Origin of the sequence: Rathayibacter sp. AY2B5 (genome assembly GCF_002931645.1) — a bacterium.
Lineage (GTDB): Bacteria > Actinomycetota > Actinomycetes > Actinomycetales > Microbacteriaceae > Rathayibacter.
In genome coordinates, this window is the sequence record NZ_PSUE01000004.1 from 79,865 (window position 1) to 97,559 (window position 17,695).

Genomic DNA, 17,695 nt, shown 5'->3' on the forward strand with positions numbered 1-17,695 from the left:
GGGGAGGAATGCACGGATGCGCCTGGAATAATGCCGCGGTGACCTCCCCCACCGACGGCCTGCTCGATCCGCTGCACCCCCTCTCCGCCGGCCGCACGGCCGACTCGCTGCTCCTGCGCGCCTACCGCTCCGAGCGGGGCGAGAGGACGCCCGTCTGGTTCATGCGCCAGGCCGGCCGCAGCCTCCCGGAGTACCGGGCCCTGCGCACCGACACGAAGATGCTCGACGCCTGCCTCGACCCGGCGCTGGCGAGCGAGATCACCCTGCAGCCGGTGCGGCGCCACGGAGTGGACGCGGCCATCTTCTTCAGCGACATCGTGATCCCGCTGCGGCTCGCGGGCGTCGGCGTCGACATCGTCCCCGGGCGCGGTCCGGTGCTCGAGAAGCCGGTGCGCACGGCCGCCGACGTCGCCGAGCTCGCCTCGATCGACCCGTCCGTCCTCGACGAGACGCTCGAGCCCATCCGCGAGGGCGTGCGCCGCACCGTCGCGGGCCTCGGCGACACCCCGCTCATCGGCTTCGCCGGCGCTCCCTTCACCCTGGCCGCCTACCTGGTGGAGGGCGGCCCGTCCAAGGACCACCTGCGCGCGCGGACGATGATGCACGCCGACCCCGCCGCCTGGGCCCAGCTCATGGAGTGGACCGCCGAGGTCACCGGCCGCTTCCTTCGCGCGCAGGTGCTCGCCGGGGCCAGCGCCGCGCAGCTCTTCGACTCCTGGGCCGGGGCGCTCTCGCTCTCGGACTACACGACCCACGTCGCTCCCGCCTCCGCGCGCGCCCTCGTCCACGTGCGCGACCTGGCGTTCGACCACGGGGAGACGCGCCGCAACGTCCCGATCGTGCACTTCGGCGTCGGCACCGGCGAGCTGCTCGGAGCGATGCACGGCATCGGCGCCGACGTGGTCGGCGTCGACTACCGGATCCCGCTCGACGAGGCCAACCACCGCCTCGGCGGCTTCGTGCCGGTGCAGGGCAACGTCGACCCGGCGCTGCTGACCGCGCCGTGGGAGGTCCTCGAGTCCCACGTCGACGACGTGCTCCGCCGGGGCCTGAGCGCCCCCGCGCACGTGCTCAACCTCGGCCACGGCGTGCCGCCCGAGACCGACCCCGACGTGCTCACGCGCCTCGTCGCGTTCGTGCACGCCTGGCGGCCGTGAGCGAAGAGCGCCCCCGCGACGCGGCGTCGTACGACGTCGCGATCGTCGGCGGCGGAGTGGCGGGGCTCGCCGCCGCCGCGGAGTGCCTGCGCATCGGCCTGCGCGTCGTGGTGCTCGAGGCGGGGGAGCGGGTCGGGGGCTCGGTCTCCCCGCTCGCGCTGGCCGGAGCCGTGCTCGATGCGGGCGCCGAGAGCTTCGCCACCCGCGGCGGCCACGTCGAGCGGGCGCTCGCCGCGCTGACCCTCGACGGCGTCCCGCTCGCCGAGTCGATCGTCGAGCCGCGGACGCACGGCTCGTGGCTGCACCTCTCGGGCGGCCGCTCCGTGCCGTCGCCCCGGGCCGGCATCCTCGGCATCCCCGGCACGCCGCTCGCCCCCGACGTCGTGCGGGCGATCGGCCGCCGCGGTGCCTGGCGCGCCTGGCTCGACACCCTGATGCCCGTGCTGCGCATCGGCCGCGCCCACTCCCTCGCCGAGCTGGTGCGCACCCGGATGGGCGAGCGCGTGCTCGAGGACCTGGTCGCGCCGGTCGTCTCGGGCGTGTACTCGAGCCGGCCGGACGACATCGACGTCGACCTGGCCGCACCCGGACTGAACGGCGCGCTCACCCGCGCGGGCTCCCTCGCCCGGGCCGTGGCCGCCCTCCGCGCGAACCTCCCGGCCGGAGTCGCGGTCCGCGGGCTCGAGGGCGGGATGCACCGCCTGGTCGCCGCGCTGGTCCAGCGGATCGACTACCTCTCCGGCGAGATCCGCACCGGCGCCTCCGTGCAGCGGCTCGAGGGCTCCGACGGGGACTTCGTCCTGACCCTCGCCGACGGCGCTCTGAGCGCCCGAGCGGTGATCGTCTCGACCCCGGAGCGCGACGCCCGGGCGCTGCTCGCCGGCCTCGCTCCCGCCGTCGCGGAGCGCGCCGACGAGGCGCCCCACGACTCCGTCGCGCTGGTGACCCTGGTCCTCGACGACGCCCGCCTGGACGCAGCCCCCCGCGGCTCCGGTGTGCTCGTGGCGCCCACCGCCACCGACGTCACGGCCAAGGCGATCACGCACGCGACCGCGAAGTGGGACTGGCTGGCCACCTCCCTCCCTCCCGGGCGCCACGTGCTGCGCCTCTCCTACGGGCGCCCGGGCGAGCGCCCGCCGCTCGAGGGGCGCACCGATGCCGAGGCGGCGGCGATCGCCCTGCTCGACGCCTCGACGCTGCTCGGACTCGCCCTCGATCCGGCGTCGCTCGTCGACTCCGCCCGGGTGAGCTGGGCCAACGTCCGGCCCGCCGCGGCGCTGGGCCGCCGTGCGCACCTGGAGGCGTTCCGCGAGGCGCTCCTCCCGATCGAGGGAGTCGCCGTGACCGGCACCTGGATCGCGGGCACGGGCCTCGCCTCGGTGCTCCCGCACGCCGCCGAGACGGCCGCCCTTATCCGGCGCCGACTGGTGCGTCAAGGAGTCGGGCTGCCGAGCGACGCCCGCGACGCCGACGGCTACTCTTAGGCCCAGGCATCCGCGCGAGCGTGCGGCGTGCCCCGGCACGAGTGGTCACCGACCGCGTGGACGATCGCGAGAGCGACCCAGGACGAGGAGTAGGCGTGAAGGGCAAGATTCTTTTCGTGGCAGGAGCCGCAGCCGGGTACGTGCTGGGAGCACGTGCCGGCCGCAAGCGGTACGAGCAGATCGCCTCGGCGGCAGGCCGCTTCTGGCGGACCCAGCCGGTGCAGGACGTCGCGGGCGCCGTCGGCGGTGCCGCGAAGACCCAGCTGAGCAGCGTCTCGGACAAGGCGTACGAGGTCGTGCGCTCGGTGGTCGTCAAGGCCGTGTCCGGCGGCAGGAAGGCCCAGGGAGCGAGCGACGCGGAGGCGTCGGCCGCCGCCCGCAAGGCGGCCTCGAAGGTCGACGAGGCCGCGGCGTCGGCCGGCTCCGGCGGGTCGACGACGTCCACCTCCAGCAGCAGGGCCTAGTGCTCATCCCTCCGGCCGTGCCAGGCGCGCGCCGGCCGGCACGTCCCACCCTCGAGGAGCTCCCGTGGTGAACGAACGCAATCCCAAGAACGCCCGATCGCTGGGAGAGCTGGTCAGCGACCTGCCCGGCCTCGTGATCGAGCTCGTCAAGGCCGAGGTCGCCTCGCTGAAGAACGAGCTGGCGGGCAAGGCGAAGAGCGCGGGTCTGGCCGTCGGCCTGTTCGCGGTCGCGGCCTTCCTCCTCCTGACCGCGTGGGCGACGCTGGTCGCCTTCGCGATCATCGGCATCGCCTCCTGGCTGCCGGCCTGGCTGTCGGCGCTGATCGTGACGGTCTTCTTCCTCCTGGTGGCCGTGATCCTCGCCCTCGTCGGCGTGCGCACCATCAAGAAGGCCGTGCCGCCGGTGCCGCAGGACTCGATCGACAGCATCAAGAAGGACGTCCAGGCGTTCAAGGGAGTGGGCAGCTATGACAACTGAGCGATCCGTCAGCAGCACCACGCCCCGCTTCGTCGACCCGGCGGAGCTGAAGCCCGGCCAGCTGAAGGCCGACATCGAGCGCGCTCGCTCCGAGCTCGCCGCGACCCTCGACGCCATCGAGTACAAGGTCAACGTGCCGCGCAAGGTGCGTACCGCCCAGCGGACGATCGAGCGCAAGCTCCAGGTCGTGAGCCGCCAGAACCCCTCCGCGCTGATCGCCGGAGCGGTCGGCGCCGCCGCTGCCGTGGGCCTCGTCGTCTGGGGCGTCGCGAAGCAGATCATCGAGGACTGAGCGCCGGAGGGCCCGGGGCGCTAGCGTCCCGGGCCCTCCGGCGCCAGAGCCCCCGCCGCTTTTGTGCATCGGCACGAGCGGAGGGATGATGGATCAATGACCGATCAGACCGCCGGCACGGCGGGTCCCGTTCAGTCCGCCCCCGACACGAGCGCCGCCGCTCCGGCGCCGCAGCCCCCCGCCGATCAGGATCACTCCGATCAGGCCCTGGGGTACACGCTCTGGGCGGTTCTCCGCAGGGATCCCGCACGTCCGTTCACCCTCTCCAGCGACGCCGTGGATCCCGCGGTGAAGCAGTACGAGCACCTCGTCGCCCAGCTCGAGGGCGAGGGCGTGACCGTCCGCGGCACCTACGACGTCTCGGCCCTGCGCGCCGACGCCGACATCATGCTGTGGCTCACGGGCCCGGCGCCCGAGGAGCTGCAGCGGGCCTACCGCGAGCTGCGGCGCACGGAGCTGCTGGTCGGCCTCCTGCCGACGTGGAACGCGATGGGCGTGCACCGCGACGCCGAGTTCAGCTCGAACCACCTCCCCGCCTACATGCGCGGGAAGGCGCCGGCCCGCTGGCTCACGGTCTACCCCTTCGTCCGCTCCTACGAGTGGTACATCCTCCCCGAGGAGGAGCGCCGCGCGATGCTCGCCCAGCACGGGCGCCAGGGCTCGCGGTTCCGCTCCGTCCTGACCAACACGGTCGCCTCGTTCTCACTCGGCGACTACGAGTGGATCCTCGCCCTCGAGGACGAGGAGCTCGTCAACCTCGTCGACCTCATGCGCGACCTGCGCGCCACCGAGGCCCGCCGCCACGTGCGCGAGGAAGTCCCCTTCTACACAGGACGGCGCATCGACGCCGACCAGATCGCCGAGGTGCTCCGATGAGCGACACGACAAGCGAGCCGATCCTCGTCCGCGGGGCCACCCCCGCGGCGGCGTCCGGCCCCGAGCACGTCGAGGTCCCCGTGGCGTACGACGCGATCCTCCTCGCCGGCTTCGGCGGGCCCGAGGGTCAGGACGACGTCATCCCGTTCCTCCGCAACGTCACCCGCGGCCGCGGCATCCCGGAGGAGCGCCTCGAGGAGGTCGCCCACCACTACCGCCACTTCGGCGGCGTCAGCCCGATCAACGCGCAGAACCGTGCGCTGAAGAAGGCGCTCGAGGCCGAGCTCGCGAACCGCGGCATCGACCTCCCCGTGCTCTGGGGCAACCGCAACTGGGCGCCCTACTTGAGCGAGGCCGTCGCCGAGGCGAAGGAGCGCGGGTTCACCAACCTGCTCGCCATCGCCACCAGCGCGTACTCCTCCTTCTCGTCCTGCAGGCAGTACCGCGAGGACTACGCGGCGGCGCTCGACGCGACCGGCCTCGAGGGCGAGCTGCGGATCGACAAGGTGCGCCAGTTCTTCGACCACCCCGGCTTCGTGATGCCGTTCATCAAGGCCGTCCACGACGGGCTCGACGAGCTGCGCGAGCGGATGCCCGACCTCGATGTCACGTCCGAGGTGGAGGTGCTGTTCTCGACGCACTCGATCCCCATGGCCGACGCCGAGCGCAGCGGACCCCACGAGCGCCACGACGACGGCACCGTCGTCGACGTGCACGAGTTCGGACCGGGCGGTGCCTACGAGGCGCAGCACCTCGCCGTCGCCGAGGTCGTCATGGCCGCCGCCACGGACGAGGACGTGCCCTGGCAGCTGGTCTACCAGTCGCGCTCCGGCCCGCCCACCCAGCCCTGGCTCGAGCCGGACATCAACGACGCCATCGCGGAGCTGCCGGCCCGCGGCCGCCGCGCGCTGCTGATCGTCCCGCTCGGCTTCGTGTCCGACCACATGGAGGTCATGTGGGACCTCGACAACGAGGCCCTCGAGACCTCGGAGGAGCACGGACTCGTCGCGCTCCGCGTCGCGACCCCCGGCACGGACCCGGTCTACGTCTCCGGCCTGATCGACCTGGTCCTCGAGCGCGTCAACGGCGTGCCGACCGAGGACCGGCCCTCGATGACGGCGCTCGGCCCCTGGTACGACGTCTGCCGCCCCGGTTGCTGCGAGAACGTGCGAGCGGGGTTCAAGCCCGCCCTGGCGGGAGTCGCACCGTGATGAGGAGTCGTCTGTCGTGAGCATCAGAGTCGGCACCCGCGCGAGCGCGCTCGCGGTGGCGCAGACCCGGATGACGGCCGATCTGATGTCGGCCGCCGCGGGGGTCCCCGTGGAGCTGGTGCGCATCGAGTCGGACGGCGACCGCATGCGCGGCTCGCTCGCCTCCCTCGGCGGCACCGGCGTGTTCGTCAGCGCCCTGCGCGACGCGCTGCTCGCCGGGCGCTGCGATGCGATCGTGCACTCGCTGAAGGACCTGCCCACCGCTCCGGTGGAGGGCCTGCTGCTCGGAGCGGTCCCCGAGCGGGAGGACCCGCGCGACGCGCTCTGCGCCCGCGACGGGCTCACCCTGGCGACCCTGCCGGTCGGAGCCCGCGTGGGCACGGGCTCGCCCCGCCGGCGCGCGGCGCTGCTGGCCGCCCGTCCGGACCTCGAGATCGTGGACATCCGCGGCAACATCGACACACGGCTCCGGAGGGTGCTGCCCGGCAGCGACTCGCCGCTGGACGCGATCGTGCTCGCCCTGTCCGGCCTGCGCCGCCTCGGCCGGGTCGACGCGATCACCGAGGTGCTCGGCTTCGACGTCTCCCCGCACGCCCCCGGTCAGGGAGCGCTGGCCATCGAGGTGCGCGACGAGGAGCCGTCGGAGGAGCTTCGCGCCGCTCTCGCAGCGGTCGAGCACGTGCCGACCCGCGCGGCGATCACGGCCGAGCGGTCGCTCCTCGCCTCCCTCGAGGCCGGGTGCGCCGCTCCGATCGGGGCCTCCGCGGTCGTCGAGGAGGACCGCGTCGTCCTGCACTGCGTGGTCTTCGCCGTCGACGGCGCGGCGTCCCTCGCACGGGAGGTCGCGGAGCCGGTCGATAACGGTTCGGTCGGCGGTGGTCGACACCGGGCGGATCCGCAGTATGGTGGTCGCGAACTGCCCGTCGTCGAAGCCGCGTTCCGTTGCGGCTCTCTGCTCGCTGACGCGCTTCTCGGTGCGGGTGCCGCCGAACTCGCACCCCTGGGAGCCCCTTCGTGATCGTCCCCGCCGCCTACTCCCAGTGGGAGAAGCCGTTGCAGGGGTGGCGCATCCTCGTCCCCCGCGGAGGCCCGTGGGGGGACGGTGTCGCCGCCGCTCTCCGAGCCAAGGGAGCCTCGCCCGTCGTCGCTCCGATGATCAACTTCGCGCCGACCGACGACTTCCCCGCGCTCGAGCAGGCCCTCGCCGACCTCGAGGCCGGCGCCTTCGACTGGATGACCGTCACGAGCGCCACCACGGTCGATGTCCTCTCCCTCCTGCGCACCACCGTGCCCGCGAGCACCAAGGTGGCGGCGGTCGGCGAGACCACGGCGGCCGCGCTCGTCGCCGCCGGGTACTCCGTCGACCTCGTCCCCTCCGAGGACAACTCCGCCCGCGGCCTCCTGGCCGAGTGGGAGGAGGCCACCGGCGGCCGACACCCCCTGCGCGTGCTGACGCTGCGGTCCGAGATCGCCAAGCCGCTGCTCACCGAGGGCCTCACCCGCATCGGGCACGACGTGCGCTCCGTGGTCGCCTACCGCACGGTCGGCGTCCCGGTGGAGGAGCGCGTCGTGGCGGATGTCGCCGGCGGAGCCGTGCACGCGATCCTCGTCACCTCGGGCAGCGTGGCGGAGCAGGTCCAGAAGCAGCTCGGCCCGGTGCCCGAGTCGATCCTCGTCGCCGCGATCGGGCCGCAGACCGCGAAGGACGCCCGCGCCTTCGGCCTGCGCGTCGACGTCGTCGCCGACGAGCGCTCGGCCTCCTCCCTCATCGACGCGGTCGCCGCCGTCGCCACGGAGCGCGCTCCCCGCTGAGCCGCCTCCCCGGCGCGACGTCGGCCGGGAGGGGCGGGCCTCGCCCCGCAGGCCAGGGATCCGCCTCTCGGCTGATGTCGTGCGTCCGGAGCACCTCCACGGGGTGAGGCGTCCGCGCTCCCGGGAGGTGCTCGGCGGGGCGGGATTACGCTGGAGGACATGACTGCCATCCGCCCGCGCCGCCTCCGCACGACCCCCGCACTCCGCCGTCTCGTCCAGGAGACGCGCATCCACCCGGCGCAGCTGATCCTGCCCCTCTTCGTGGCCGAGGGGACCACCGAGGCCCGGCCGATCGGGTCGATGCCGGGGGTGATGCACCACTCGCTGGACAGCGTCCGCGGAGCGGTGACGGAGGCGGCCGAGGCGGGGATCGGCGGTGTGATGCTGTTCGGCGTGCCGACCACGCGCGACGCGGTCGGCTCCGGTGCGACCGACCCCGACGGCGTGCTCAACGCCGCGACGCGGGTCGTCGTGGAGGAGGTCGGCGACGCGCTGGTCGTGCAGACCGACCTGTGCCTGGACGAGTTCACCGACCACGGCCACTGCGGTGTCCTCGACGACCGCGGGCGCGTCGACAACGACGCCACGCTCCTCCGCTACGAGGAGATGGCGCTCGCCCAGGCCGAGGCCGGCTCCCACCTGCTCGGGCTCTCGGGGATGATGGACGGCCAGGTCGGAGCGATCCGCGCCGCTCTCGACGGCGCCGGGCACCTGGACACCGCGATCCTCGCGTACTCGGCGAAGTACGCCTCCAGCTTCTACGGTCCGTTCCGCGAGGCCGTGCAGTCCACGCTCGAGGGCGATCGCCGCACCTACCAGCAGGACCCGGCGAACCGCCGCGAGGGCCTGCGCGAGGCGACCCTCGACCTCGCCGAGGGCGCCGACGTGGTGATGGTGAAGCCGGCCATGAGCTACCTCGACGTGCTCTCGGACGTCGCATCCGTCTCGGACGTGCCGGTCTGGGCGTACCAGGTGTCGGGGGAGTACGCGATGATCGAGGCCGCCGCCGCGAACGGCTGGATCTCGCGCGAGCCGGCGATCCTGGAGTCGGTCACGGGGATCCTCCGCGCGGGGGCCGACGCGGTTCTCACCTACTGGGCCGTCGAGATCGCTCGCGACCTGCTGAAGTAGCCGCTCCTCCTCCCGGGAGCGAGCCTCGGCATCTCGTCCGAAAGCGCTCCTCCGGCGCGAGGGCGCCGGGCGGCGCGCGTACCCTGGAGGGGTGACCACCTCGGCGAACGACACCCTGTACGAGCGTGCCCGGCACGCGATCCCCGGAGGCGTCAACTCGCCCGTCAGAGCGTTCCGCTCGGTCGGCGGGACCCCGCGCTTCATGGTCTCGGCCGCCGGCCCGTACATCACGGACGCGGACGGGCGCGAGTACGTCGACCTCGTCTGCTCCTGGGGCCCTGCCGTCCTCGGGCACGCGCACCCCGAGGTCGTCGCGGCCGTGCAGGAGGCGGCCGCCCGCGGTCTCTCGTTCGGCGCGTCCACTCCCGCCGAGACGGATCTCGCCGAGCTGGTCGAGGCGCGGATCACGGCCGGGGGAGTCTCGCCGATCGAGAAGCTCCGCCTGGTCTCCACCGGCACCGAGGCGACGATGACGGCGATCCGCCTCGCCCGCGGCGTCACCGGCCGCGACCTGCTGATCAAGTTCTCCGGCCACTACCACGGCCACTCCGACGGGCTGCTCGCCGATGCCGGCTCCGGTCTCGCGACCCTCTCGCTGCCCGCCTCCGCCGGCGTCACGGCCGCGACCGCGGCCCAGACGATCGTGCTGCCGTACAACGACCTCGAGGCGGTGCGCGCGGTCCTGGCCGAGCGTGGCGCCGACATCGCGGCGGTCATCACCGAGGCCGCGGCCGCCAACATGGGCGTGGTCGCTCCGGACCCGGGCTTCAACGCGGCCCTCGCCGAGCTCGTGCACGCGAACGGATCGCTGCTGATCATGGACGAGGTGCTGACCGGCTTCCGCGTGAGCGCCGGCGGCTGGTGGGGGCTCGAGAACCGCGGCGCCGAGGCTCCGTACCGGGCCGACCTCTACACCTTCGGCAAGGTCATCGGCGGAGGGATGCCGGTCGCGGCTCTCGGCGGCCGTGCGGACGTCATGGACCACCTGGCGCCGCTCGGGCCGGTGTACCAGGCGGGCACCCTCTCCGGGAACCCGGTCGCGGTGGCCGCGGGCATCCGGACGCTGCAGCTGGCCGACGACGCGGTCTACGCCTCGCTGGACGCCACGGCGCTGACGCTCCAGCGCGAGGTGTCGGCGGCGCTGACGGCCGAGGGCGTCGCGCACACGGTGCAGACGGCCGGGAGCCTCTTCAGCTTCATGTTCACGGACCTGGGCCGGCCGGTGCGCGACTACGCCGAGGTCCAGGCGCAGGAGTCGTTCCGCTACCCGGCGTTCTTCCACGCGATGCTCGATGCGGGCGTCTCGCTGCCGCCGTCGGTGTACGAGGCCTGGTTCGTCTCGGCCGCGCACGACGACGCGGCGATCGGGCGCATCGTGGACGCGCTGCCGGCGGCGGCGAAGGCCGCGGCGGCCGCTCGGGCGTAGGCTCCCGGGCCACCCGCGGATCAGGCGGGGGCCCGCCGCACCGGAGCTCCGGGCGGCGGTCGTTCCGCGCGCCCGGCCGCCGGCGTGCGGCGACCGGACAGGGGCCCTCAGCCCCGGCGCGAGACCGACTTCGGCAGCACGAACACCAGCGCGAAGGCGGCGACCGCCATCAGGGTGCTGAGGAGCATTGCGGGAGCCGCGGCGTCGAGGAAGCCCGAGGCGACCGTGTCCGGACCCGTGATGACGAGGCTCCCGAACAGCACGCTGCCGATGACCGCGATGCCCACGGCCGAGCCGATGCGCTGGATCGCCGAGATCACGCCGCTCGCCGCGCCCGCGTCCTGCGGGTCGACGGTCGAGACGATGAACTGCACGTTCGGGGCGATGAAGAAGCCGTTGCCGAGGCCCGCGATCAGCAGCGGCGGCAGGAGCTGCCAGTTGCTGATCGAGTCCGGGGTCGCGGTCAGCAGCACCAGCCAGACCCAGCCGAGCCCGACGGCGAGGAGTCCGCTGCCCATCACCAGGACGTTGCGGCCCAGGCGCGCGGTCATCCGGTTGCTCTGCGAGGAGCTGATGATGCTGCCGATCGCGAAGGGGATCGACACCAGGCCCGACTCGAGCGCGGTGTGGCCGAGGCCCGACTGCCAGAGCAGCGAGATGGTGAAGAAGATGCTCGTGAAGGCCGCGAAGTAGACCAGCGCGAGGATCACGCCTCCGGTGAAGGCCGGATGGCGGAACAGCGACGGCGGCACCAGGGGAGCGCGGCCGCGGCGGACATGGAGGACCTCCCAGGCGCCGAACGCGGCGAGGAGCAGGACTCCGCCGGCTATCGAGAGGAAGGTCCACAGCGGCCAGCCCTCGTCCTCGCCCTGGATGAGCGGGACGAGCAGGGCGACCAGGCCGCCGGAGACGAGCACGAGGCCGAGCCAGTCGACGCCTCCGCTCGGGGCGCGGTCGCCGGCCTCGAGGTCGCGACGGGCGGGGAGGAGGACCGCGGCGGCGATCAGGGTCGCGACGCCGATGGGCAGGTTCACCCAGAAGACCAGGCGCCAGCCGTTCTCGTCGCCGAAGGCCTGGATGATCAGGCCGCCGATGATCGGGCCGAGCGCCGACGAGACGCCGAGGACCGCGCCCATGACCGCGAACGCCTTGCCGCGCGAGGGACCGCGGAACAGGAGCTGGATGTAGGCGTTGACCGCCGGGACGAAGACGCCGCCCGCCAGGCCCTGCACGATGCGGGCGATGACGAGCTGGGTGTCGTCCGCGGCCAGTCCGCACGCGAAGCTGGCGACGGTGAAGAGGGCGATGCCGCTGACGAAGACCCACTTGTGCCCGAAGCGGTCGCCGAGGCGGCCGGCGGGGATGAGGGCGAGGCCGAACGCGAGGGCGTAGCCGGAGATGATCCAGGAGAGCGTCGACTCGGAGGCGTCGAGCGTGGTGCGGATGGTGGGCAGCGCCACGTTCACGATGGTCGTGTCGAGCAGGGCGATGAACATGCCCGCGAGCAGGACGATCAGCGAGCGCCAGGCGCGCTTGTCGGGGGCGGGAGGGGCGCCGGTCGATCGGGCGGTCGACGTCTCGGTCATCGCAGGAGTGCCTTTCGAGCGGGGGGGGGAAGGGGTGGTCCGTCAGACCTGTTCGAGGGACGCGACCGGATGTGAATGCTCGCAGGAGAAACCGGGTTTCCGCACGCCGGGATCTGTGGGGGCCTTCAGGCGGAGGGCTCGCCGCAGGCTCGCCTCGCGGGGCGTCAGCGGATGCGCGACTCCGCCAGCCGGGCGCAGTCGATGCAGAGCTCGGCCGTGGGCCGGGCGGCGAGGCGGGCGGCTCCGATCGGGCGGCCGCACGAGGCGCAGTCCCCGTAGCCGCCGGTGCCGAGGCGGGTGCGAGCGGCGTCGAGCTCGCGTGCCGTGCGGCCGAGAGCGTCGCGGACTCCGGCCATCCGCGACCACTCGGCCGAGAGCGGCGTGCCCTCCGGGTCGTGCTCGTCATCGGCGGTGCCGTCGGCACGGTCGCGCAGGAGCTCGGCCAGCGAGGCCTCGAGCCGGGCCGCCTCGTCGCGCGTCTCGGCCTGCCGCTCGGCCAGCAGCGCGTCGAGGAGGCGCGCCTCGTCCGGATCCATCGGCATCCGACCATGCTGCCACCCACGCGGGCGGCGGGGCATCGTTGTGCGATCCGGCGCTGACCCGGCGGCGGGCGGCGGGGCACACTAGAGGCATGCCCGTCGTGACCGTGCTCCCCGACCGCCTCGAACTCCGCCTCACCGCGGCCGAGCGACTGCTCGCGTTCCACCGCAGCGACGTCGTCGTCGACCGGTCGAGCATCCGCTCGGCCACGGTCACCGAGGACCCCTGGATCTGGGTGCGGGGCATCCGCGCGCCGGGCACCGCGGTGCCGCTCACGCTCGCGGCCGGCACGTGGAAGTTCCACGGCGGCAAGGACTTCCTGCTGATCAAGCGCACCGCCTCGGCCGTCGTGATCGACCTGGTCGACGAGGACTACTCCCGCCTGATCGTGAGCACCAAGCACGCTCCCGAGCTGATCGCGGCCCTCCAGCTGGGGACGACGACCGCGGCGATCCCCGTGATCGAGACCGACGACCTCGTGATCGTCCCCGAGGTCGCCGAGCAGGCGGAGCGGGCCCAGGCGGCCGCCGCGAAGAAGAAGGCGAAGGCGGCGAAGGCCGCGGCCGTGGCCGCGGAGGCGGCGGGTCCGGCGACGGTGGTCGAGGGTCAGGAGGCGGCGAGCGGCGTGAGCGCGGCGGCCGCGGCTCCGGAGGCGGACGGCGCCGCGGAGGACGTCGCGGCTCCGACGGAGTCAGCAGCGGGGGCCGCTCCGAAGAGCCCGAAGGCCACGCCGAAGGGCGCTCCGAAGACGAGTGCTCGGACCGCCGCGAGCACGCCGGCCGGGTCCGGGGGTTCCGCGCCCGTGGACGTCATCGGCTCCGAGCCGATCGAGTCCGCAGCCCCGATGAAGCCCGCGGAGCCGAAGCCCGCCGAGCCGAAGCCCGCGGAGCCGAAGCCCGCCGGGCCGAAGTCCGCGGGATCGAAGCCCGCCGAGCCGAAGCCCGCCGGATCCGAGTCCGCCGAGCCCGCCCCCGCGAAGCCGGCTCCGGCCGCGAAGCCCGCGCCGAAGCCCCGCACGCCGGCGAAACCCCGCGCCGCGCGCCCCGACTCCTCCGTCGGTCACGCGTCGGCCGAGCCGAGCGGCGCCACCGAGGCCGCGGAGTAGCGCACCGCCGCACGAGCAGCAGCCACGCAGCGCCGGCCGAGGCGCCCACTCCTCCACGCTCGAGGCGGGCGGACGTCCTCCGCCGACGCCGTGCCCTCAGGCGCGGACGTCCACCAGCGTCCGACCGTGCGAGCGGCCGGCGAGCACGTCCTCGGCCGCGTCGACCGCCCCGCCGAGCGGCACCGTCGTCGTCAGCTCGTCGAGCAGCTCCAGGTCGAGGTCGTGAGCGAGGCGGCGCCAGGCCTCCTCGCGGAGCTTGCGCGGCGCCTCCACCGAGTTGATGCCGGCCAGCGTCACTCCGCGCAGGATGAACGGCATCACGCTCACCGGCAGGTCCGGGCCCTGCGCGAGACCGCACGCCGCCACGGTGCCGCCCCACCGCGTCTGCGCGAGGGCGTTCGCGAGCGTGTGCGAGCCGGCGGAGTCCACCGCTCCCGCCCAGCGCTCGGACTGCAGCGGCTTCCCGCCCTCCTGCAGCTCGGCGCGGTCGATGACGTCGGAGGCGCCGAGGCGCTGGAGCAGAGCGCCGTGCTCGCCGAGCCGGCCGGTCGAGGCGACGACCTCGTGGCCGAGGCGCGCCAGGAGCGCGACGGCGAGCGACCCCACGCCTCCCGAGGCCCCCGTCACCAGGACGGGACCGCTGCCCGGCCGCACGCCGTGCCGCTCGAGCGCCAGCACGGCCAGCATCGCCGTGAAGCCCGCGGTGCCGATCGCTCCGGCCCGTGCCGCCGAGATGGCGCCGGGCAGCCGGAGCAGCGACGCGGAGTCGACACGCGCCCGCTCGGCGAGCCCGCCGTCGTGGCGCTCGCCGAGGCCGGCGCCGTTGAGCACCACCCGGTCGCCGGAGTCGAAGCGCTCGCCCGCCTCGCCGTCCGCGTACTCCACGGTGCCGACCAGGTCGATGCCGGCGACGAGCGGGGTGCGGCGCACGATCCCGGGCCGCCCCGCCAGCGCCAGGGCGTCCTTGTAGTTGACGCTCGAGTACTCGACGGCGATCGACACGTCGCCGTGCGAGCGGTCGGGATCGTCGCGCTCGAGGAGGCGGGCTCGGTTGGGGGTGTCGGTGTCGGAGTCGGAGTGCCGCTCGACGACGATGGCTCGGTACATTGGCCCACGCTACGCCCGCGGGCCCGCGGCCGGGCGGTCAGTTCAGGGGCCGGGTGCCCTCGGGGAGCGATCCGCCGGAGTAGAGGGCGGCGGCCGCGTCCTGGAGCGCCGTCAGGGCGACGCGCTGCGTCCACGGACCGTAGGAGACGCGGGCCAGCCCGAGCTCCTCGAAGCGGGCGGGGGACTGGGATCCGGGGACGCCGATGACGCTGACGCGCTGCCGCCCGAGGGCGGCGACGAGGGACTCCAGCTCGGCGTCCTGGAGCAGCCCGGGGACGAAGAAGCAGGTGGCGCCGGCGTCGAGGTAGGCGCGGCCGCGCTCGACGGCGTCGGCCAGGACCTCGCCGCGGTCGCGGTCGCCGGCGCGGAGGAGCACGTCCGTGCGGGCGTTGAGCACGAAGGGCACCGCCTCCTCCTCGGCCGCGGCGACGGCCTTCTCGACCGCCCGCAGCGCCTCCGGGAGCGGCTTCGCCTGGTCCTCGAGGTTCGCGCCCACGACGCCGATCCCGATCGCGCGCCGGACCGTCTCGCCCGCGTCGCCGTAGCCCGCCTCGAGGTCGGCCGAGACCGGGACCTCGACGGCGGCGACGATGCGCTCGATCATGCCGAGGTGCAGCTCCAGCGGGATCCGCTCGCCGTCCTCGTAGCCGAACGCCGCCGCGATGGAGTGGCTGGCGGTCGCGAGCGCCCGGGTCTCCGGGAGCGCGGCGATCGTGGTCGCGCTGATCACGTCCCAGACGTTCACCACCTGCAGCAGCTCGGGGGCGGTGTGGAGGTCGACGAGGGTGCGCCCGCGCGCTTCGATGCTCATGGCACGAGCGTAGGGCCCGCGTGCGCGGCGCAGGCCGCCGCATCGCAGTCCGCGCACACGACGAGCTGGGCGCGGCAGGAGAGGTCGGTGCAGTTGCGCATCCGGCTGGTCGGCGCGGCGCACGAGGTGCAGCGGCCCAGCACCTCGGCGTCGGGGGAGAAGGAGACGGAGCCGCGGCCGTCGAAGACGTACAGGGCCCCCTTCCACAGACCGCGGTCGCGCCGCGCCTCGGCGTAGCGGACGACGCCTCCGTCGAGCTGGTACACCTCGCCGAAGCCGCGCGCCGTCATCAGGCTCGACAGCACCTCGCAGCGGATGCCGCCGGTGCAGTACGTGACCACGGGCCGGCCCTTGAGGTGGTCGTAGACGCCGGCGTCGAGCTGCTCGACGAACTCGCGGGTGCTGGAGACCCCCGGCACGATCGCCCCCTCGAACCTGCCGATCTCGGCTTCGAAGGCGTTGCGGCCGTCGAAGAGCACCACGTCGTCGCGCTCGGCGACGAGGGCGTCCAGCTGGTCCGGGTCGAGCCGCGGAGCCGTCCCGACGACCCCGTCGGCGTCGACCCGCAGCTCGTCGGGCGCGCCGAACGAGACGATCTCGTCGCGCACCTTCACCGAGAGACCGGGGAAGTCGAGGCTGCGGCCGTCGTCGTCGAGGCCGGAGCCGTCGCTCCACTTCACCTCGAGTCCGTGGAATGCCGAGTGCTCACGGGTGCGGCGGACGTAGCGCTTCAGGGCGTCCATCCCGCCGCCCAGCGTGCCGTTCACCCCGTGCTCCGAGATCAGCAGGCGCCCGCGCAGGCCCAGCGACTCGCACAGCTCGCGCTGCCACAGCCGCACGGACTCGGGGTCGGCCAGCGGCACGAAGCGGTAGAACAGCAGGATCTTCGGCAGCACCGGCACATCCTACGAGGACGTCCGGACCGGGGCGCGGCGTGTGGCAGCATCGTCGGGTGCCCGACGCCTCCGCCCCCGTGCCGCACTCCCGCCTCGAGGACGTCTTCGGTCTCGTCACCGGTGCGTTCGTCGTGTCGCTCGGCCTCTACCTGCTGCGCGCGAGCCAGGCGGTCACGGGCGGCACCGCGGGTCTCGCACTGCTGCTGGGGTACCCGCTCGACATCCCGTTCGGCGTGATCCTCGTCACGGTCAACGTGCCGTTCCTCGCCCTCTCGCTGTGGAAGAAGGGCTGGCGCTTCACGCTGCGGACCATGTTCTCGATCGTGCTGGTCTCGGTCCTGGCGGGCCTGCACCCGCTGGCGTTCGGCGAGCTGCGGATCGAGCCCGTCTACGGCGTCCTCACGGGCGACGTGCTCGCGGGGATCGGCCTCCTGATCCTCTTCCGGCACGGGTCGAGCCTGGGCGGATTCAGCATCGTCGCCCTGATCGCGCAGGAGCGGCTCGGCTGGCGGGCGGGCTACGTGATGATGGCGCTCGACGCGTGCGTGGTCGCGGCCGCGCTGCTGGTGGTGCCTCCGCTGAACGTGCTGATCTCGGCGGCGGGAGTGGTGGTGCTCAACCTGGTCCTGGCGTTCAACCACCGGCCCGGGCGCTATCTCGGGTCCTGACCCCCTCCGCAAGCCCTTCGGCGCGCACCGCCGGGTTCCTAGGCTGGGGGCGCGGGCCCCCGCCCGCCCTTCCCGAACGGAGAAACCGGATGTCCGACTGGACCTACGACCCCTACGCCCGCCTCGGCGAGGTGCCGACCTTCGCGCTCGAGAGCGACGACATCGCCGACGGTGCGCCCCTGTCCGCCCGCCACTACGGCGAGGGCTCCGGCGGGGAGGACGTCTCGCCGCACCTGCGCTGGTCGGGAGCCCCCGCCGAGACGAAGAGCTTCGCCGTGACGGTGTTCGACCCCGACGCGCCCACCGGCTCCGGCTTCTGGCACTGGGCCGTCTACAACCTCCCGGCCGACACCACGGAGCTCCCCACGGGAGCCGGAGCCGCCGGCTTCGAGCTGCTCCCGGCGGGCGCGCAGACGCTGCCCAACGAGATGCGGCTGCGCCAGTTCGTCGGAGCGGCGCCGCCGGACCGCGAGCACCGCTACTTCTTCGTGGTGCACGCCCTCGACGTCGAGTCGCTCGACCTCGATCCGGAGTCGACGCCGGCGATCCTCGGCTTCAACGCGCACTTCCACACCCTCGCGCGGGCGCAGATCGTCGCCACGGCGACGCCGGACGGCGCGAAGGGCTGACCCGCTCCGCGGGGAGCGCGCG

General features: G+C 73.9%; 19 protein-coding genes. 14 read left to right on the top strand and 5 right to left on the bottom strand.

The window, feature by feature from the left end:
* Positions 1–8 precede the first annotated feature (8 nt).
* The 11 genes from hemE to hemL all read left to right on the top strand — a co-directional run bounded on the left by hemE (position 9) and on the right by hemL (position 10,331).
* Positions 9–1,157: a uroporphyrinogen decarboxylase gene (gene hemE, locus C5C30_RS04255; RefSeq protein ID WP_104222882.1), complete on the top strand. Its 1,149-nt coding sequence runs from the start codon at positions 9–11 to the stop codon at positions 1,155–1,157.
* The gene (locus C5C30_RS04260; RefSeq protein WP_258065790.1) at positions 1,154–2,641 is read left to right on the top strand and encodes an NAD(P)/FAD-dependent oxidoreductase; all 1,488 of its coding nucleotides are present in this window, start codon (positions 1,154–1,156) and stop codon (positions 2,639–2,641) included. The genes hemE and C5C30_RS04260 overlap by 4 nt, the downstream gene beginning before the upstream one ends.
* A 95-nt stretch (positions 2,642–2,736) precedes the next feature.
* Entirely contained in the window at positions 2,737–3,105 is a 369-nt protein-coding gene (locus C5C30_RS04265; protein WP_146081477.1) for a hypothetical protein, read from the top strand.
* Between the two features lie 67 nt (positions 3,106–3,172).
* Positions 3,173–3,583: a phage holin family protein gene (locus C5C30_RS04270; protein WP_244229489.1), complete on the top strand. Its 411-nt coding sequence runs from the start codon at positions 3,173–3,175 to the stop codon at positions 3,581–3,583.
* On the top strand, positions 3,573–3,875 hold the full coding sequence (locus C5C30_RS04275; protein WP_104333236.1) for a DUF3618 domain-containing protein: 303 nt from the start codon (positions 3,573–3,575) through the stop codon (positions 3,873–3,875). The genes C5C30_RS04270 and C5C30_RS04275 overlap by 11 nt, the downstream gene beginning before the upstream one ends.
* Before the next feature lie 96 nt (positions 3,876–3,971).
* Positions 3,972–4,751, top strand: a complete 780-nt coding sequence (gene hemQ / locus C5C30_RS04280) for a hydrogen peroxide-dependent heme synthase (protein WP_104233087.1) — start codon at positions 3,972–3,974, stop codon at positions 4,749–4,751.
* Positions 4,748–5,962: a ferrochelatase gene (locus C5C30_RS04285; protein ID WP_104333237.1), complete on the top strand. Its 1,215-nt coding sequence runs from the start codon at positions 4,748–4,750 to the stop codon at positions 5,960–5,962. The genes hemQ and C5C30_RS04285 overlap by 4 nt, the downstream gene beginning before the upstream one ends.
* A gap of 16 nt (positions 5,963–5,978) precedes the next feature.
* Complete coding sequence (hemC, locus tag C5C30_RS04290; protein WP_104333238.1) at positions 5,979–6,980, top strand: hydroxymethylbilane synthase; 1,002 nt, start codon at positions 5,979–5,981, stop codon at positions 6,978–6,980.
* Positions 6,980–7,774, top strand: coding sequence for a uroporphyrinogen-III synthase (locus C5C30_RS04295; RefSeq protein ID WP_104222950.1), 795 nt, complete (start codon positions 6,980–6,982; stop codon positions 7,772–7,774). The genes hemC and C5C30_RS04295 overlap by 1 nt, the downstream gene beginning before the upstream one ends.
* Before the next feature lie 159 nt (positions 7,775–7,933).
* Positions 7,934–8,905, top strand: coding sequence for a porphobilinogen synthase (gene hemB / locus C5C30_RS04300; protein ID WP_104316996.1), 972 nt, complete (start codon positions 7,934–7,936; stop codon positions 8,903–8,905).
* A gap of 91 nt (positions 8,906–8,996) precedes the next feature.
* Complete coding sequence (gene hemL, locus C5C30_RS04305; protein ID WP_104246920.1) at positions 8,997–10,331, top strand: glutamate-1-semialdehyde 2,1-aminomutase; 1,335 nt, start codon at positions 8,997–8,999, stop codon at positions 10,329–10,331.
* 107 nt (positions 10,332–10,438) lie between these two features.
* On the opposite strand, the gene C5C30_RS04310 is transcribed toward hemL, so the two are convergent.
* Complete coding sequence (locus tag C5C30_RS04310; RefSeq protein WP_104257675.1) at positions 10,439–11,917, bottom strand: MFS transporter; 1,479 nt, start codon at positions 11,915–11,917, stop codon at positions 10,439–10,441.
* A 164-nt stretch (positions 11,918–12,081) separates the two neighbouring features.
* Positions 12,082–12,459 (bottom strand): TraR/DksA C4-type zinc finger protein, encoded by a 378-nt coding sequence (locus C5C30_RS04315; RefSeq protein ID WP_258065384.1) that lies wholly within the window; start codon positions 12,457–12,459, stop codon positions 12,082–12,084.
* A gap of 89 nt (positions 12,460–12,548) precedes the next feature.
* Here C5C30_RS04315 and C5C30_RS18160 point away from each other — a divergent pair, with 89 nt between their 5' ends.
* Positions 12,549–13,562 carry a hypothetical protein gene (locus tag C5C30_RS18160; protein WP_308471019.1) on the top strand — a complete coding sequence of 338 codons (1,014 nt, stop codon included), beginning with the start codon at positions 12,549–12,551 and terminating at the stop codon, positions 13,560–13,562.
* A gap of 96 nt (positions 13,563–13,658) precedes the next feature.
* Here the strand turns inward: C5C30_RS18160 and C5C30_RS04325 are convergent, their stop codons facing one another.
* From C5C30_RS04325 to C5C30_RS04335, 3 genes are read right to left on the bottom strand one after another with little or no spacing between them, the layout of a single operon-like run.
* Complete coding sequence (locus tag C5C30_RS04325) at positions 13,659–14,669, bottom strand: MDR family oxidoreductase (protein WP_104249899.1); 1,011 nt, start codon at positions 14,667–14,669, stop codon at positions 13,659–13,661.
* Positions 14,670–14,706: 37 nt separating this feature from the next.
* Positions 14,707–15,480, bottom strand: coding sequence for an isocitrate lyase/phosphoenolpyruvate mutase family protein (locus tag C5C30_RS04330; RefSeq protein ID WP_104333239.1), 774 nt, complete (start codon positions 15,478–15,480; stop codon positions 14,707–14,709).
* The gene (locus C5C30_RS04335; protein WP_104222869.1) at positions 15,477–16,376 is read right to left on the bottom strand and encodes a rhodanese-related sulfurtransferase; all 900 of its coding nucleotides are present in this window, start codon (positions 16,374–16,376) and stop codon (positions 15,477–15,479) included. Before C5C30_RS04335 ends, C5C30_RS04330 begins: the two co-directional genes overlap by 4 nt.
* A 56-nt stretch (positions 16,377–16,432) precedes the next feature.
* On the opposite strand from C5C30_RS04335, the gene C5C30_RS04340 reads away from it, so the two are divergent.
* Positions 16,433–17,044: a YitT family protein gene (locus C5C30_RS04340; RefSeq protein ID WP_244230588.1), complete on the top strand. Its 612-nt coding sequence runs from the start codon at positions 16,433–16,435 to the stop codon at positions 17,042–17,044.
* Between the two features lie 89 nt (positions 17,045–17,133).
* Positions 17,134–17,673: a YbhB/YbcL family Raf kinase inhibitor-like protein gene (locus C5C30_RS04345; protein WP_104222867.1), complete on the top strand. Its 540-nt coding sequence runs from the start codon at positions 17,134–17,136 to the stop codon at positions 17,671–17,673.
* Positions 17,674–17,695 lie beyond the last annotated feature (22 nt).

Coding starts and splice junctions, on each gene's coding strand:
- hemE (WP_104222882.1), top strand. CDS start 9: ATGCACGGATGCGCCTGGAATAATGCCGCGGTGACCTCCCCCACCGAC.
- C5C30_RS04275 (WP_104333236.1), top strand. CDS start 3,573: ATGACAACTGAGCGATCCGTCAGCAGCACCACGCCCCGCTTCGTCGAC.
- hemQ (WP_104233087.1), top strand. CDS start 3,972: ATGACCGATCAGACCGCCGGCACGGCGGGTCCCGTTCAGTCCGCCCCC.
- C5C30_RS04285 (WP_104333237.1), top strand. CDS start 4,748: ATGAGCGACACGACAAGCGAGCCGATCCTCGTCCGCGGGGCCACCCCC.
- hemB (WP_104316996.1), top strand. CDS start 7,934: ATGACTGCCATCCGCCCGCGCCGCCTCCGCACGACCCCCGCACTCCGC.
- C5C30_RS04310 (WP_104257675.1), bottom strand. CDS start 11,917: ATGACCGAGACGTCGACCGCCCGATCGACCGGCGCCCCTCCCGCCCCC.
- C5C30_RS04315 (WP_258065384.1), bottom strand. CDS start 12,459: ATGCCGATGGATCCGGACGAGGCGCGCCTCCTCGACGCGCTGCTGGCC.
- C5C30_RS18160 (WP_308471019.1), top strand. CDS start 12,549: ATGCCCGTCGTGACCGTGCTCCCCGACCGCCTCGAACTCCGCCTCACC.
- C5C30_RS04325 (WP_104249899.1), bottom strand. CDS start 14,669: ATGTACCGAGCCATCGTCGTCGAGCGGCACTCCGACTCCGACACCGAC.
- C5C30_RS04330 (WP_104333239.1), bottom strand. CDS start 15,480: ATGAGCATCGAAGCGCGCGGGCGCACCCTCGTCGACCTCCACACCGCC.
- C5C30_RS04345 (WP_104222867.1), top strand. CDS start 17,134: ATGTCCGACTGGACCTACGACCCCTACGCCCGCCTCGGCGAGGTGCCG.